This is a genomic window from Streptomyces sp. iso_384 (genome assembly GCF_056172905.1).
In genome coordinates this window covers 1,326,739-1,341,761 of record NZ_JBWBTT010000001.1, presented here as the reverse complement: position 1 = coordinate 1,341,761, position 15,023 = coordinate 1,326,739, and the positions used below count along the sequence as shown (strand labels likewise).

Annotated in this window: 11 protein-coding genes and 2 tRNA genes; 9 read left to right on the top strand and 4 right to left on the bottom strand. The window is 70.9% G+C overall.

Annotated elements, in window-relative coordinates; all coding sequences use genetic code 11:
• The first annotated feature begins 13 nt into the window (after positions 1 to 13).
• From ehuC to AC0VY3_RS05970, 6 genes are all read left to right on the top strand, one after another.
• Positions 14 to 745, top strand: coding sequence for an ectoine/hydroxyectoine ABC transporter permease subunit EhuC (ehuC, locus tag AC0VY3_RS05995; protein WP_103511167.1), 732 nt, complete (start codon positions 14 to 16; stop codon positions 743 to 745).
• The gene (gene ehuD / locus AC0VY3_RS05990; RefSeq protein WP_103511168.1) at positions 742 to 1,383 is read left to right on the top strand and encodes an ectoine/hydroxyectoine ABC transporter permease subunit EhuD; all 642 of its coding nucleotides are present in this window, start codon (positions 742 to 744) and stop codon (positions 1,381 to 1,383) included. Before ehuC ends, ehuD begins: the two co-directional genes overlap by 4 nt.
• Positions 1,373 to 2,230 (top strand): ectoine/hydroxyectoine ABC transporter ATP-binding protein EhuA, encoded by an 858-nt coding sequence (gene ehuA, locus AC0VY3_RS05985; protein ID WP_103511169.1) that lies wholly within the window; start codon positions 1,373 to 1,375, stop codon positions 2,228 to 2,230. Before ehuD ends, ehuA begins: the two co-directional genes overlap by 11 nt.
• A gap of 168 nt (positions 2,231 to 2,398) precedes the next feature.
• A complete protein-coding gene (locus AC0VY3_RS05980; RefSeq protein ID WP_475549133.1) occupies positions 2,399 to 3,157 on the top strand; it encodes an IclR family transcriptional regulator in 759 nt (252 codons plus the stop codon).
• 63 nt (positions 3,158 to 3,220) lie between these two features.
• Positions 3,221 to 3,781, top strand: coding sequence for a hypothetical protein (locus AC0VY3_RS05975; RefSeq protein ID WP_475549132.1), 561 nt, complete (start codon positions 3,221 to 3,223; stop codon positions 3,779 to 3,781).
• 86 nt (positions 3,782 to 3,867) lie between these two features.
• Positions 3,868 to 3,941 (top strand) — tRNA-Lys (locus tag AC0VY3_RS05970).
• Between the two features lie 60 nt (positions 3,942 to 4,001).
• On the opposite strand, the gene AC0VY3_RS05965 is transcribed toward AC0VY3_RS05970, so the two are convergent.
• The 4 genes from AC0VY3_RS05965 to AC0VY3_RS05950 all read right to left on the bottom strand — a co-directional run bounded on the left by AC0VY3_RS05965 (position 4,002) and on the right by AC0VY3_RS05950 (position 10,304).
• A complete protein-coding gene (locus AC0VY3_RS05965) occupies positions 4,002 to 5,654 on the bottom strand; it encodes an AMP-binding protein (protein ID WP_475549131.1) in 1,653 nt (550 codons plus the stop codon).
• A gap of 26 nt (positions 5,655 to 5,680) precedes the next feature.
• Positions 5,681 to 6,271, bottom strand: a complete 591-nt coding sequence (locus tag AC0VY3_RS05960) for a lytic polysaccharide monooxygenase auxiliary activity family 9 protein (protein ID WP_069757057.1) — start codon at positions 6,269 to 6,271, stop codon at positions 5,681 to 5,683.
• Between the two features lie 227 nt (positions 6,272 to 6,498).
• Complete coding sequence (locus AC0VY3_RS05955) at positions 6,499 to 8,250, bottom strand: SPFH domain-containing protein (RefSeq protein ID WP_475549130.1); 1,752 nt, start codon at positions 8,248 to 8,250, stop codon at positions 6,499 to 6,501.
• A gap of 761 nt (positions 8,251 to 9,011) precedes the next feature.
• On the bottom strand, positions 9,012 to 10,304 hold the full coding sequence (locus AC0VY3_RS05950) for a peptidoglycan-binding protein (protein ID WP_475549129.1): 1,293 nt from the start codon (positions 10,302 to 10,304) through the stop codon (positions 9,012 to 9,014).
• A gap of 192 nt (positions 10,305 to 10,496) precedes the next feature.
• On the opposite strand from AC0VY3_RS05950, the gene AC0VY3_RS05945 reads away from it, so the two are divergent.
• The 3 genes from AC0VY3_RS05945 to glxA all read left to right on the top strand — a co-directional run bounded on the left by AC0VY3_RS05945 (position 10,497) and on the right by glxA (position 14,961).
• Positions 10,497 to 10,570: transfer RNA gene (locus tag AC0VY3_RS05945), tRNA-Lys, on the top strand.
• A gap of 534 nt (positions 10,571 to 11,104) precedes the next feature.
• Positions 11,105 to 13,027, top strand: coding sequence for a glycosyltransferase family 2 protein (locus AC0VY3_RS05940; RefSeq protein WP_475549128.1), 1,923 nt, complete (start codon positions 11,105 to 11,107; stop codon positions 13,025 to 13,027).
• On the top strand, positions 13,024 to 14,961 hold the full coding sequence (gene glxA / locus AC0VY3_RS05935; RefSeq protein WP_475549127.1) for a radical copper oxidase GlxA: 1,938 nt from the start codon (positions 13,024 to 13,026) through the stop codon (positions 14,959 to 14,961). Before AC0VY3_RS05940 ends, glxA begins: the two co-directional genes overlap by 4 nt.
• The last annotated feature ends 62 nt before the right edge of the window (positions 14,962 to 15,023 follow it).

Here is a 15,023-nt window from a genome sequence, read left to right as displayed (position 1 = left end):
CGGACGCGCACGCATGAGTGACTTCTTCTCCCTCCTCTTCGAGGAGCTCCCGAGAGTCCGGTCGGGTCTGTGGGTGACGCTCCAGGCCACGGTCCTGGGCGCGCTGCTGGCCGGAGTGCTGGCCTTCGCGCTCGGGCTGATGGCGGGCAGCCGGCTGCTCCTGGCGCGCGGGTTCTCCCGGGTGGTCGTGGAGTTCTTCCGCGGCACCTCCCTCTACGTCCAGCTGTTCTGGCTCTACTACGCGATGCCCCTGCTGACCGGCTACGAAATGGAGCCGCTGGCCTGCGGGGTGGTCGCGTTCGGCCTCAACTTCGGTGCGTACGGCGCCGAAGTGGTGCGGGGCGCCGTCAACTCCGTACCGCGCGGTCAGTACGAGGCGGCGATCGCCCTCAACCTGAGCCCGACCAGACGGCTGTGGAAGGTGATCCTGCCCCAGGCGTGGGTGCAGATGATCCCGAGCTTCACCAACCTGCTGATCCAGTTGCTGAAGGCGACCCCGCTGCTGTGGCTGCTCTCGGCCGCCGATCTGATGACGGTGGTGCAGCAGCTGCGCGACCGTACCGGTGAGACGGTGACCGCCTATCTGACCCTGCTGGCCGTCTACTTCGTGCTGGCGTACGCCCTGACGATGCTGATGAATCTGCTGGAGCGGAGCGCCAAGCGGCGGCTCGGCCTGGACGCCGGCGCGAAGGGCCTGTTCAAGAGCCGCAGCGCGTCCACGACCGCCGCGGGAGGTGCCCGGTGAACGAATTCGACTGGAACGCCGTCAGGGAGTCCCTGCCCGACCTGCTGAACGGGTTCAAGATCACCCTGCTCGCAACCGTCCTCGGCACCCTGGTGGCGGCCGTGCTGGGTCTGGCCGTCGCGATGGCCGGACGCGCGCCCAGCAGGTTCGTGACGGTGCCGGTGCGCGCCGTCACGGAGTTCGTCCGCTCCACTCCGCTGCTGGTTCAACTGGTGGGTGCGGCAGCTCTGTTCAACACGGTGGAGCCGCTGTACATCGGCATCGCGGTGCTGGGCATCCACTACGCCGCGTACACCTCCGAGGTCTACCGGGCCGGGATCGATGGTGTGCCGAAGGGCCAGTGGGAGGCGTGCCGCGCGCTGTCGCTGTCGCCCCGGCGCACCTGGCAGGCCGTGATCCTGCCGCAGGCGGTGCGCAACGTGCTGCCCGCGCTCGGGAACTACGCGATCTCGATGTTCAAGGAGACGCCGTTCCTCGCCGTGATCACGGTGCAGGAGATGGTCTTCGAGGCCCGGAAGTACGGGGCCGACCACTTCGCGTACACCGAGGTGTTCACCCTCGCCGGCCTGATCTTCCTGGTCGCGAGCTACCCCACGTCGCTGTTGATGAGAAAGCTGGAGAAGCGCCTTGGCCACTGAACCCCTTCCCCTGAAGAAGACGGAGTCGCCGGGGCCGGCCGCAGCTCCGCAGGACGCCGTCCCGGCGGCCGCCCGCACGGGCGAGCCGCTGGTGCGGTTCGACAAGGTGGTGAAGCGCTACGGCGACCATGTGGTCCTGGACGAGCTGGACTTCACCGTGGACCGCGGCGAGCACGTCACCCTGATCGGGCCCAGCGGTTCGGGCAAGACCACGATCCTGCGGTTGCTGATGACGCTGGAGAAGGTCAGCGGCGGGGTGATCTGGGTCGACGGCTCACCGCTGACCCACGTCCGCACCCCGGGCGGTGCGCTGAAGCCCGCGGGCGAGAAGCAGCTGCGCGAGTCCCGGAAGAAGATCGGGATGGTCTTCCAGCAGTTCAACCTCTTCCCGAACATGAAGGTGATCGAGAACATCACCGAGGCCCCGGTCAGCGTGCTCGGCAAGAGCCGCGAGGAGGCGGAGGTCCGGGCCCGGGAACTGCTGGACCTGGTCGGGCTCTCGGCGAAGGTCGACGCCCACCCCTCCCAGCTCTCCGGCGGCCAGCAGCAGCGGGTCGCCATCGCCCGCGCCCTGGCCATGGAGCCGGAGATCCTGCTGCTGGACGAGGTGACATCGGCGCTCGACCCGGAGCTGGTGGCGGGCGTGCTGGAGCTGCTGGAGGACATCGCCCGGAACACCGACATCACCATGCTCTGCGTGACCCACGAGATGAGTTTCGCCCGGGACGTCTCGGAGAAGGTGCTGATGTTCGACGCGGGGCGGGTCGTGGAGTCCGGATCCCCGGAAAAAATCTTCTCCGATCCGTCGCACGAACGCACGCGCGAATTCCTCAACGCGGTCCTGTGACCTCGCAGTTGAGTCACCGCCCATGACATTGGCATATGCCAGACGGGTGCGCCCCAGATGACAGCTCCGGGGCGCACCTACTGACTCGTCAACTGCCGCCCCGTACCGGCGGTTCGGCGGCTATCGTGGGGCGAAAGCTTGCGGTCACAACCTGGTAGGGGGGACACCGTGGCGTTGAAGCCCGAGCCGACCGCACCGTTCCACTCGGTGCAGTACGCCCTGCGCGTGCTCGAAACGGTCTCCAAGCACGGCGACGGCGTGACCGATGCCCAGATCTCCCGCGAGACGGGGCTGCCCACCGGCCACCTCTCCTCCCTGCTCCTCACCCTGCGCCGCGAGGGCTATGTGGAGCAGGTCAGCGACGGCGCGTACGTCATCGGCGCCTCACTGCTGCTGCTCGGCTCCGGGGCTGCCCGCCGCCAGGCCCTGGAGGACCGCCTCCAGCTCACCCTCGCCGAGCTGCGCGACTCCGTCGGCGCGGCGGTCTACCTCAGCCGGTACGTCGACGGCGAGGTCAGCGTGACCCAGGTCGCGGACGGCCCGCTCACCCCGGCGGTCAACGAGTGGGTGGACTTCCGCTCCTCCGCGCACGCCAGCGCGGTCGGCAAGTGTCTGCTGGCCCAGCTGGACCACGACGGGCGGCGCGACCACATCTCCCGGCACCGCACGGCCCGGCTCACCTCGCGGACGATCACCAACGAGAAGATCCTCTTCTCGCAGCTGGACGCCCAGTCCGCCACGGTCCCGGTGCTGGACCTCCAGGAATACGCGGTGGGCACCGTCTGCGCGGCCGTGCCGCTGACGGCCGGCTCCTCCGCGGGCTGCCTCGCCCTGTCGCTGCCGATCGAGGACGCGCACCGGCTGAAGTCGGCGGCCGAGACGCTGAGCCGCCGGGCGGCTCCGGTGCTGCTGTCGCTGGCGCTGTAGGGCCTCTCCCGCCGGGTCCGGCCGGGGCGGCCACTGTCCGAGGCCCCGGGTAGCGTCACCGCCATGCGGACACCGACCCCCACCCTGGACCTGCTCGCGGAGTTCGACGCGGGCGTCGACGACTACTACGCCCCCGGCTTCGAGCTGATCGAGTTCGGGCACGACGACGGTGGCTACCCCCAGCTCTCCGACCGCATCCGGCCCTTCGCCCAGGCCACCGGCTCCGGCTCGACCTATGCGTTCTGGCTGCTCGACGACCGCGCCGGCCTCGCCACCCTGCCGGTGCTCCTCCTCGGCGACGAGGGCGGCGTCCACGTCGCGGCGCGCGACCTGCCCGAGCTGCTGCGCATCCTCGCCTCCGGCTGGGAGCCGATGTGCGGCTGGGACCACCTGGACTACTTCGACGAGCGCGGGGCGGAAGGCGGGGAGCAGGGCGGGGACGGGTACGACCCCTGCCCGGAGAACCCCGCGTTCCGGACCTGGCTGCGCGAGCGCTTCGGCCTGGAGGCCGCCGAGGATCCGAACGAGATCGTCCGGGCGGCGGGCGAGGAGCTGCGGGAGCCGTTCGCCGCCTGGATCGGGCCGCTGATCCCGGACGCGGTGGGCGGGCACGGGGCGGCCTAGGCGGGCCTTCGGCGGCCTCCGGGAGGTCCCGGACGGAGGGTGTCATCAGCACCCCTGCGGACCAGGTATTATTTTCGAGTCAGCAGGCGCCGTTAGCTCAGTTGGTTAGAGCAGCTGACTCTTAATCAGCGGGTCCGGGGTTCGAGTCCCTGACGGCGCACGACACGGGGTGGCGGTCTTCTTCACGAAGGCCGCCACTTCGCTTTTCCGGCCGCACCGCTCACACCGCCCTGCCGTGCTCCTCGTACCGTCCCAGCAGGGCAGCGAGCCCCTCGGCGTCCAGGGGGACGTAGGCCCCGTCGCCGTCCCGGTCCCACCAGACCGGGTCCGGGCAGCGGAAGCCCGCCCGGCGCAGCGCCACCCGGTGGATCTTGTTCGTCGCGGTGACCGGCATCCGGTGGAGGATCCGGACGAAGCGCGGGGCCATCTTCGTCCCCAGGTCCGGCTGGGCGCGCAGAAAGGCGGCGAAGGCCGCCGGATCGAAGGCCGCGCCCGCCCGGAGCGTCAGGGCGGCCATCACCTGGTCGCCGGTGACCGGGTCCGGGACGGCGTAGACGGCGGCGGCCGCCGCCTCCTCCCAGCGGGCCAGGATGTGCTCGATCGTCGCGGCGGCCAGGTTCTCGCTGTCGACGCGGAGCCGGTCGTCGGTGCGGCCGGCGAAGTAGAGGAAGCCGTGGGCGTCCCGGTAGAAGAGATCGCCGGTCCAGTACCAGCCGCGCCGGGCCCGCTCCGCGTCCGCCGCCGGGTTGCGCCAGTAGCCCTCGAAGGGCGTCGGGCCCCGGTTGACCAGCTCGCCGATGGCCTCGTCGCCGTTGAGCAGCCGCCCGCCCGGGCCGAAGCGGGCCGGGGCCCGCTCCGCTCCGGTCTCCGGGTCGACGACGGCGAGATCGTCGCCCGGGGCGGCCCGGCCGATCGCGCCCGCCGGGGTGCCGGGGGTGTGCTGGATGGCCGCGCCGCCCTCGGAGGAGCCGTACCCCTCCACCAGCCGCACCCCGAACCGCTCCCGGAAGCGGTCCGCGTCCACCGCGCCCGCCTCGGTGCCGAAGCCCAGGCGCAGCGGGTGGTCCCGGTCGTCGGGGCGCTCGGGGGTGGCGAGCAGGTACTGCACGGCCCGCCCCACGTAGGTGAAGTACGTCGCCCCGTAGGCGCGTACGTCGTCGAGGAAGGCGGAGGCGGAGAAGCGGGGGCGCAGCGCTATGGCGGCTCCGGCGGCCAGCGCCGGAGCCCAGTCGGCCAGGACCGCGTTGCCGTGGAACATCGGCATGCAGATGTAGTGGGTGTCGGAGGGCCGTACGTCGAAGTGTCCGGCGAGGGAGGCTCCTGCCCCGGCGAGCCGGCCCTGGGTGCAGATCGCGGCCTTGGGCGCGCCGGTGGAGCCGGAGGTGAAGTAGAGGAGCATGCGGCTGTCGGGGCCGACCGGGGCGAGCACGGCGTCGCCGGGGCGTGCGCCCGCGTACGGGGCGAGCAGGGCGGCGTACGCCTCGGTGCCGGTGACCACCACCCGTACGCCCGGCAGCTCCAGATCCGCGAGGAGCGGCAGATGGGCGCGCTCGGTGATCAGGATCGGGGCTTCGGTGTGCAGGATGTCGCGGGCCAGCTCGGGGCCCCGCCGGGTCGGGTTGATGCCCGCGACGGCGGCCCCGGCCAGGGCCGCCGCGCTGAGCCACAGCGGGAACTCAGGGGTGTTGTCGAGCAGTACGCCGAGGTGCGGTTCGCCGCCGCGAGGCAGCAGATCCGCGAGGAGCGCCGCCCGTGCGGCGGCGCCCTCGACCACCTGGTGATGACTGAGCACGGTGGGGCCGTGCTTCAGGGCGGGCCGGTGGTCACCCCATTGACGTCGTACGAGTTCCGCGACGGTGCCGGTACTCCTCATGGCGCCGCACGATAACTGATGAAGCGTCAGAACTTAACGTCGGAGCAGGCGTAGAACGCGTTGGTGGTGTCCGCGACGTTCCACACGGCGAGGATGATGTGCTTGCCGCTCTTCTGGGTGGGGATCGTGCCCTGGTGGGTCAGCGTGGCCGGCGGCTGCTGGTTCCCGTAGGGCACGGTCATGAAGGGCTGCGATTCGAGCGCGGCCCGGGTGAGCGGCTTGGTGGAGTCCCAGCCGTTCTTGGTGATGTAGTAGCGGAAGTCGCTGGTGGAGTGGCGGGCGGTGAACTGCCAGCGGAAGCTGTAGCCCTGTCCGCCGGTGACCTGGGTGGCGGGCCAGTTGCCGCCGCGCGGGTCGTCGAGCTGGGCGAACTGTCCGTTGCCGCCGGAGCAGATCTTGCCGTCCGCCGGTCCTGCCGCCGGGAAGCCCTTGGGCCCCTCGACACTCTGCGGCTCCCACTGGATGTTGCCGCAGCCGGTCACCGTGCCGTTGGCACAGAGCTTCTGACGGCTGATCGGGGAGTCCGTGTAGCCGTGGCTGCTGGCACTGGTGGTCGCGAGCACCGAGACGCCCGCTATCGCCAGACCGATCACGGCCGCGCTTGCCTTTTTCCGCATGGGCTGTCGCTCCTCTAGAACGTGGGGGAGGTTCCATGAGCATTGCTCGACTGCTGCGCGCTTGGTGCGTGTGCGTGGTGCCGGTGTGACACCTGTGCGGTGCCTGTGCATGCGGTGCTGCGGTCTAGACCAAGTCTTAGATTATTGACGCGGCGTGAACATGTCCAGACCAATGAGCGTCATATTCCGACGGTCCGCCGAACCCGCGCCGAACCTCCCCCGCACGCTCAGGCCCCGTCTCCTCCCCCGCTGCGACCGGTGTAGAAGGCAACGGTCAAGTCCTTGACGAGTGCCTTGCGTTCGTAGTCGTCGAGCTCGACGATGCCGCGCGTGGTGAGCCGGTTGACGGTGTCGTCGACCGCATCCACCACGGAGGTGAGCACGCTGTCGCGGTGCTTGGAGTCGATCGCGGCGATCCTCCGCCGCTGCATCGCCGCCGCGACCTCGGGGGCGTACTCGATGCCGGTCGGCTGCGCGGAGTACACCTCCACGCCCACGGGTTCGCAGTCCGCCTTCAGCATCCGGGTCAGCGCGTCGCCGACCGCCTCCGCGTCGCGCAGGCTCGGGGCGTCCTCATGGAACGCGTCGGCCGGCAGCTGCGAGAGGACCCGGGCCATGGCGGCCTCGACCTGGGCGCTCAGATACGCCTCGTGGTCCTCGATGCCGAGGACGGCCCGGACCGTGTCCTTGATCCGCCACACCACGAGGACGACCACACGCAGTGCGGTGCCGTTCGCGTCGACGGCGGGCAGCGGTTCGCTGCGCCAGTGCCGCAGCCGTACGTCGACGCGGCGGCGCAGCAGCAGGGGCGAGACCCAGACGAGGCCGGTGCGGCGGACGCTGCCCCGGTAGTCGCCGAACAGCGTCAGCACCCACGCGTACCCGACCCGGCCCCGGCCGAGGCCGCCGAGTGCGAGGAGCACCACGGTGGCGAGGAGGGCGAGCAGGGCCCAGGCGCCGGCGCCGATGCCGAGGTCGGGCCGGGAGGTGAGGCCGACGGCGTTCTGCCAGGCGGCGGGCAGTGCGCCGCGCCACCACAGGACGGCCAGTCCGCCGGCGATTCCGGCCGCGCCGGTGAGGAGGGCGGCGTAGCCGGGCAGGGCGGGTCCGGGCCGTTCGGCGAGCCGGGGGTCGGCGACCGGGGCGGGCCGGGTCGACGGCTGCACCCGGGTCTGCGGCGAACGCGGCACCGGGGGCCGCCGGGTGGCGGGCGCGCGGTCGCCTCCGGCGGGGCGACGCACGACGGACGCGGGCAGGGCCGCCGCATCGGCCGGCTCCTGGTCGTCACGGAAGAGGAGGTGTACGGGGATGGAGGCGGTGGTCTCGTTGGCGATGACGGAGTGGCGGCGGGCGGGGTACGGAGGGGTCGCCGCGGCCGTGGTGGCCGGTGTCCCGGTCCTGCTCCCGGCCCCGGTCCCGGTCCCGGAAGCCGGTGCCGACGCGGGCACGGGTGCCGTCCCGGACGCGGGTACGGGTACGGACACCGGCACGGAGAAGGTGGCGGAGGCGGCCCGGTCGCCGGGGGCCAGGTCCAGGACGAGATCCAGCTCGGTGTCGGGTCCGGAGTCGTCCACGGGGCCCTTCGCGGGGGCGGCCTGGCCCTCCCGTTCGACGGAGGCCTTCTTGGCCGACCCCTTTCCGGCCCCCGGCTCGGCCCCGTAGGAGGGATGCGGGGTCCACTCCGCCGAGGGTTCCGTCCTCGAACGCCGGACGGGCTTGAGATGGAGGTTCCCGTCCAGCGGGACGGGGCGCGCGGGGGCGGAGGCCGAGGCCGGCCGGTCCGAGGCCGGGTGCGCGGGGGCCGGGCGGTCCGAGGCCGGGTGCGCGGGGGCCGGGCGGTCCGAGGCCGGGTGCGCGGGGGCCGGGCGGTCCGGGGTCGGACCCCCGGCCGGCTGGACCGGACGACGGTCCGGGGTGCGGCCCTCCGCGGTGGAGCCACCGGTCGGCCGGTCCGGGGCCGGGCCCAGGGGCAGGCTCACGTTCGGGGGCTCCGGGGTGAAGGTCCGGGGCGGCACGGGCGGGGTCTTGCCGGCGCGCGGCGCAGGCCCGGGCTCGACGTCCGCCGCGGGTGCGGACTCGGCGCGCGGCGCAGGCGCGAGCCCACCGTCCGCCGCGGGTGCGGAACCGGCTCGCGGCGCAGGCGCGAGCCCACCGTCCGCCGCGGGTGCGGAACCGGCTCGCGGCGCAGGCGCAGGCCCGGGCTCCGCATCAGCCGCGGGTGCGGAACCGGCGCGCGGCGCAGGCGGAAGCCCACCGTCCGACGCGGGCCTGCGCTCACCGTCCGACCCGCGCGGGCGCTCGCCCTCCTGGCGCGCGGCCTTGTCGCCGATCGGGCCGAAGAGCGGCGGCGGGGCACCCCGGTCCGCGCGGCCGAACAGCGAAGGCGGAAGCTCGGCGTCCGGCACCGGCGCAGGCGTCGGCTCGGCGCCCGGTGCGGGCGGAGTCTCAGAGCCCGGCGCAGCCCGAAGCCGACCGTCCGGCGAGGCCCGAAGCCGACCGTCCGGTGCGGGCCGAGGCCGACCGTCCGGCGCACCCGGAAGCTCACCGCCCGGCACATCCGCTCGCTCGCCCGCCGGCCCCGCCACGGCCGGCCCGAACAGCGGGGGCGGGCTTCCCTTGCCCGGTGGGGCGAAGAGCGACGGGGGGAGGTGGTCGTCCAGGGGGTGGGGGGTGGGGGTGGTCCGGGGGGTCTGGTCGTTGTTGGGGGTCACCGGTTCCCGATTCCTTTCCGTCACGTCCGTCACGCGAAGAGCCGGCGCCAGGTCTCCGGCCCCGGGTAACCATCGGCCGCACCGCCGCGCCAGCCCTGGGCCCGCTGGAACGCCTCGACGTTGCGGCGGTCCGCCTCGGTCCAGAGCGGGCCGGGGCCCGACACGTAGTGCTTGCCGTATCCCTTCTTCACCAACTGTTTGCCGAGCCGGTCGACATGGCTGTTGGACTGACCCGGCTTGAAATAGCCGCGTCCGGGGAACGCGACGGCCGTATTCGGGCTGCCGCCCGCGCCGGCGGCCGGAATGTTCCGTCCGGCGCCGGTGGTCAGCAGGCGCCAGGTGTCCGGGCCGGGGATGCCGTCCGCCTCCTTGCCCTTCCAGCCCTGCGCCTGCTGGAACGCCTGGGTCGCCCGCCGGTCCGCCGTTCCCCACACGGGCCCGGGGCCGACCGCGTAGAACCGCTTGCCGCCCCGCTGGACCAGCATCCGGCCGAGCTGGGTGACGTACTTGTTGTCGGCGCCGGGGCCGAACTGCTTGGCTCCGGGGAAAGCGGTGGAGGAGCCGGAGCCGGGCGAGCCGCCGGTGACGCCTTTGTACCGGTAGGCAACGTATCGGGATGAGTTGTTCCAGTACGCCATGGGTGTCGACCGCTTCCGCGTCTGCGGGCGCGCCTGCTCGTAGGCCACGTAATGGGTGCGCGTGTGGTCGGTCCAGCCGCCGAAGATCGTGACGTGCGATCCCTTGGCGGGGTCGGCCGGGTTGTGGAAGAGGAGGATGTCGCCGGGCTGGAGGTCGGCGCGGGCGATCCTGGTCCCGTAGGCGGCCAGGCTGCCGGTCCACTCGTTGGTGCCGAGGTTCCAGGCCATCGACACATAGCCGGAGCAGTCCTGGCGGTAGCCGTCCGACCAGTACTTCTCCATGCTGTACGGGACCTTCGCCGACACCCACCTCTTGGCCCGGTTGATGATGTCGGCCCGGGTCGTCTTCGGCGCGGCCGCTCCGGCGGACGGCGGGCCCGAGGCGCCGCTGCCCTTCAGCGGGCCCTTCTCGCCCTGCGGAGTGGCCGGCTCCGGGTCGGCACCCCCGTCGGCGTGCGGGGTTTCCGGGGCGTGGCCGCCTGCGGCCGCCGCACCCGCCGCCCCGCAGGAGAGGACCACCCCGGCGGCCGTCGCCAGCACCAGGGCCCGCCGCGCGCCGTGCGCGGCGGGGTGTCCGCCGTGCCGCACCGGCAGCGCCCTCGCGGCGGTGCGCCGCCGCGCGGCGCACCCCGCGCATCCGCAGTCGATGGCGGGTTCGTACTCCTCGAAGACCGGCACAGTCATGCGATTCCCCTCCGCACTCGTCATTCGTCAAGATCTTTGGGCGCAGCCGCAACGGGCGTCAGTGTTTCAACTATCCCGACATATCGCATTTTGACGGAACAAAAGAAAAAAACGACTATCTGACGGGGCGTGGCGGCCGGTAAATGGTTCGGAGCACCCCTGAAGGTCCGGTAGAGTTCTCCAGGTCAGCAGGCGCCGTTAGCTCAGTTGGTTAGAGCAGCTGACTCTTAATCAGCGGGTCCGGGGTTCGAGTCCCTGACGGCGCACGCACGGTCGAAGCCCCCTCACGTTCAGTGAGGGGGCTTTGATCATTCCCTGTCCGGTATCCGGTGACACCCGGCGGCGCCCCGCGACCGCACACGAACAGCTACGCGTCGAACTGCACTCCGTCACGAGGCAGTGACGGAGGGGCTCGCGAGCGCCGGTCTCCACTTCGTCACACCCCCTCCACAACTGGGGTCCAAATCGTGCGTATGACCGGTAAACAGTCCGTTTCACCCTTGCGATCCCGTTCCATGTCGGACAATCTGTCTGGGGGCCCGACGGGCGCCAAGGGGGCTGCTGATCCGTACAGTTGGCACAGCAGAGCGTGACGTTCCGGTTGTCCGTTCCGCGGGGTGGGGGTCCCGCTCGGTGACGGACGCCGAGGGGGCATCATGCAACCGGAAGGCTTCCGAACCATGTCTGTGGGGACGGTGGCTTGCCACCGTGTGCGTACCCGGTGAAGAACGGGGGCCACCGCGCACGCACAGGAGAGACCGAACAGTCACGCACCAGCATGCGTGCGGGGGGATGTACCCATGACGTCGACGCCGCCAGGCGACCGGCAGGAGAACGACGCTTCCCGGACGACGCAGCTCCGGATACCGGCGCAGCTGCGGGCCGGCGCGGCGAGGCGGCGCGCCAGGAAAGAGCTGCCGCGCTACGACTACGAGCACTACAGCCGGCTCGCCGGACCGCTGACGCAGCCCCCCGCGGGCAAGCCGTACAAGGTCCAGTACCGCTCGCTCATATCGCAGGAGCCGCACCGCGTGCGCGCGGCGCTCCTGCTCGGCGCGGCTCCCCTCGTCTCGCTCGGTCTCTTCGCCTGGCTGATGCAGCCCGGCCACTGGACGGACCGCGACCCGAACCTGGACAACGACCTCCTGCTGGTCCTCGACATCGTCATGCTGGTCTCGATCGGTCTGATCGAGCTGTTCCGCACGATGAACGTCCTGTCGAACGCGCATGCCACCCTGGTCGCCCGCGACCCGGTCCCGGTGATCCCGGAGTCCGGCACCCGGGTCGCCTTCCTCACCTCCTTCGTTCCCGGCAAGGAACCGCTGGAGATGGTGACGAAGACGCTGGAAGCGGCCGTGAAGATCCGCCACCGCGGTCTGATGCACGTCTGGCTGCTGGACGAGGGCGACGACCCGGCGGTCAAGGAGGTCTGCGCCCGGCTCGGTGTGCACCACTTCTCCCGCAAGGGCGTGGCGCACTGGAACCAGGCCAAGGGCCCGCACCGCGCCAAGACCAAGCACGGCAACTACAACGCCTGGCTGGACGCGCACGGCGGCGACTACGACTTCTTCGCCTCGGTCGACACCGACCACATCCCGATGGCGAACTACCTGGAGCGGATGCTCGGCTACTTCCGCGACCCGGACGTCGGCTTCGTCATCGGCCCGCAGGTCTACGGCAACTACGACACCTTCGTCACCAAGGCCGCCGAGTCGCAGCAGTTCCTCTTCCACGCGCTGATCCAGCGCGCGGGCAACCGCTACGGCGCGCCCATGTTCGTCGGCACCAGCAACGCGGTCCGGATCTCGGCGCTGAAGCAGATCGGCGGTCTGTACGACTCGATCACCGAGGACATGGCCACCGGCTTCGAGATCCACCGCCACCGCAACCCGGCCACGGGCAGGAAGTGGCGCTCGGTCTACACCCCGGACGTGCTGGCCGTCGGCGAGGGCCCGACCGCGTGGACGGACTTCTTCACCCAGCAGCTGCGCTGGTCGCGAGGCACCTACGAGACGATCATCGGGCAGTTCTGGAAGGGCTTCGGGACCATGCCGCCCGGCAAGCTCTTCAACTACACGATGATGATCATCTTCTATCCGATGTCGGCGTTGAACTGGATCCTCGCGGCGCTCAGCTGCGCGCTCTTCCTCGGCATGGGCGCCTCCGGTGTCCAGATCGACCCGACGATCTGGATGATGCTGTACGGCAACGCCTCCGCGCTCCAGATCGGCCTGTACATCTGGAACCGCCGCCACAACGTCTCGCCGCACGAGCCCGAGGGCTCCGGAGGTCTGGCCGGCATGGTGATGTCCGCGCTCTCCGCGCCGATCTACGCCCGCTCGCTGATGGACGCGGTGCTGCGCCGCAAGAGCTCGTTCGTGGTGACCCCGAAGGGCGACTCGTCCAGCCCGGACACCCTGTTCGGCACCTTCCGGATCCATCTGTTCTTCATCGTCGTCTTCGGCGCCTCGATGATCTCCTCCTTCTTCCTGGGCCACAGCCACCCCGCGATGGTCACCTGGGCCACGCTGGCGCTGCTGATCACCGCCGCGCCGATCATCGGCTGGCGGTACACGATCCGCGCCGAGAAGAAGAAACGCCGGTCGGGCGGAGGGTCGCACCGCAGCGGCGGACCGGCCCCGGAGCCGAGGCCCCAGCCGCTGCCCGGAGCACCCGGAAACGACCAGACCATGCAGATCTCCCTGGGGGGACGTAAGAAATGAAGTACCGTCCGAGCCGCCGTACCCGCCGCCTGGCGATCAGTACGGCGGTGGTTCTCGCGCTCGCGGGGGCGAACGGGCCGTGGCTGTACCGCTTCAGCACCGAGCGCTATCACGAATACAAGATCAACCAGCCGGACTACAAGGCGGCCAACGGGCACTGGGACTTCCTGGACGTCCCCTCCGAGCACCGGATCAACACGATCCACGCGGCGCTGCTGCACACCGGCAAGGTGCTGCTCGTCGCGGGCTCCGGGAACAACCAGAAGAACTTCGACGCGAAGAGCTTCCGCTCGGTGCTGTGGGACCCGAAGACCAATGTCTTCAAGGACATCCCCACCCCCAAGGACATGTTCTGCGCCGGGCACACCCAGCTGCCCGACGGCAAGCTCCTCATAGCCGGCGGCACCAAGCGGTACGAGAAGCTCCAGGGCGATGTCACCAAGGCCGGCGGCCTGATGATCGTCCACAACGAGAACCCGGACAAGCCGATCACCCTGCCCGCGGGCACCCGGTTCACCGGCAAGGAGAACGGCAAGACGTTCGTCTCCAAGGACCCGATCCTGGTCGAGAAGGCCACCAAGGTCTTCGACAAGGAGACCGGCGCGTTCCTGCGCAACGACCCCGGGCTCGGCCGGATCTACGTCGAGGCTCAGCAGACCGGCAAGAAGTACGAGACCGGCACAGAGGACAACTACCGGGTGGCGGGCCTGTCCGGCTCGGACACCCGCAATGTGTACGGCATCGCGCAGAAGCTGGCCCTGGACAAGAAGGACTTCCAGGGGATCAAGGAGGCCTTCGAGTTCGACCCGGTCGCGGAGAAGTACATACCCGTCGACCCGATGAACGAGGCCCGCTGGTACCCGACGCTGACGACGCTGGAGGACGGCAAGGTCCTCGCCCTGTCGGGTCTGGACGAGATCGGGCAGATCGTCCCCGGCAAGGACGAGATCTACGACCCGGCGACCAAGGAGTGGGAGTACACCGGCATCGAGCGGAAGTTCCCCACCTACCCGGCGGTCTTCCTGCTGAACGACGGCAAGCTCTTCTACTCCGGCTCCAACGCCGGATACGGTCCGGCGGACGTGGGCCGCGACCCGGGCGTCTGGGATCTGGCGACGAACAAGTTCAAGAAGATCCCCGGGCTCAGCGACCCGGACCAGATGGAGACCTCGGCGACGGTACGGCTGCCCCCGGCCCAGGACGAGAAGTTCATGGTGATCGGCGGCGGCGGGGTCGGCGAGTCGGAGAAGTCCAGCGAGAAGTCCCGGCTGGTCGACCTCCAGAAGAAGAACCCGGAGTTCACCGACGGGGCGTCGCTCTCCGAGGGCACCCGCTACCCCAGCGCCTCGCTGCTGCCCGACGACTCGCTGCTGGTCACCGGCGGCTCCAGCGACTACCGCGGGCGCGGCGGCTCGGACGTGCTCCAGGCCCGGCTGTACGACGCGAAGACGGACACGTACAAGAAGGTCGCGGATCCGGCGGTCGGCCGGAACTACCACTCGGGTTCGGTGCTGCTGCCGGACGGCCGGGTGATGATCTTCGGTTCGGACTCGCTCTTCTCCGACAAGGCCAACACCCGGCCCGGCGTCTTCGAGCAGCGCATCGAGATCTACACCCCGCCCTACCTCTACCGTGACTCCCGGCCGGAGCTGACGGCCGGGCCGAAGAAGATCGAGCGCGGCTCCACGGGGCTGTTCACCACGCAGCACGCCTCGAAGATCACCTCGGCGAAGCTGATGCGGCCCTCGGCGGTCACCCATGTCACCGACACCGACCAGCGCACCGTGGCGCTGGAGATGAAGAAGTCGAAGGACGGGATCACCGTCACCGTGCCGGAGAACCGGGCGCTGGTGCCGGCCGGTTGGTACATGCTCTTCGTCACCGACGACCAGGGCACCCCGTCCGAGGGCATGTGGGTGGAGGTGCCCGAGTAACGGCGCGGGCGAGAGCGCGGGCGCGTACCGCGTCCGTACGCGGCGGAGGCCGCACACCGGGA

Excerpts from the sequence above, each read along its gene's own strand:
- AC0VY3_RS05940 (WP_475549128.1), top strand. The coding sequence starts at position 11,105 with ATGACGTCGACGCCGCCAGGCGACCGGCAGGAGAACGACGCTTCCCGG.
- glxA (WP_475549127.1), top strand. The coding sequence starts at position 13,024 with ATGAAGTACCGTCCGAGCCGCCGTACCCGCCGCCTGGCGATCAGTACG.
- AC0VY3_RS05965 (WP_475549131.1), bottom strand. The coding sequence starts at position 5,654 with ATGAGGAGTACCGGCACCGTCGCGGAACTCGTACGACGTCAATGGGGT.
- AC0VY3_RS05960 (WP_069757057.1), bottom strand. The coding sequence starts at position 6,271 with ATGCGGAAAAAGGCAAGCGCGGCCGTGATCGGTCTGGCGATAGCGGGC.
- AC0VY3_RS05975 (WP_475549132.1), top strand. The coding sequence starts at position 3,221 with ATGCGGACACCGACCCCCACCCTGGACCTGCTCGCGGAGTTCGACGCG.
- ehuC (WP_103511167.1), top strand. The coding sequence starts at position 14 with ATGAGTGACTTCTTCTCCCTCCTCTTCGAGGAGCTCCCGAGAGTCCGG.
- AC0VY3_RS05950 (WP_475549129.1), bottom strand. The coding sequence starts at position 10,304 with ATGACTGTGCCGGTCTTCGAGGAGTACGAACCCGCCATCGACTGCGGA.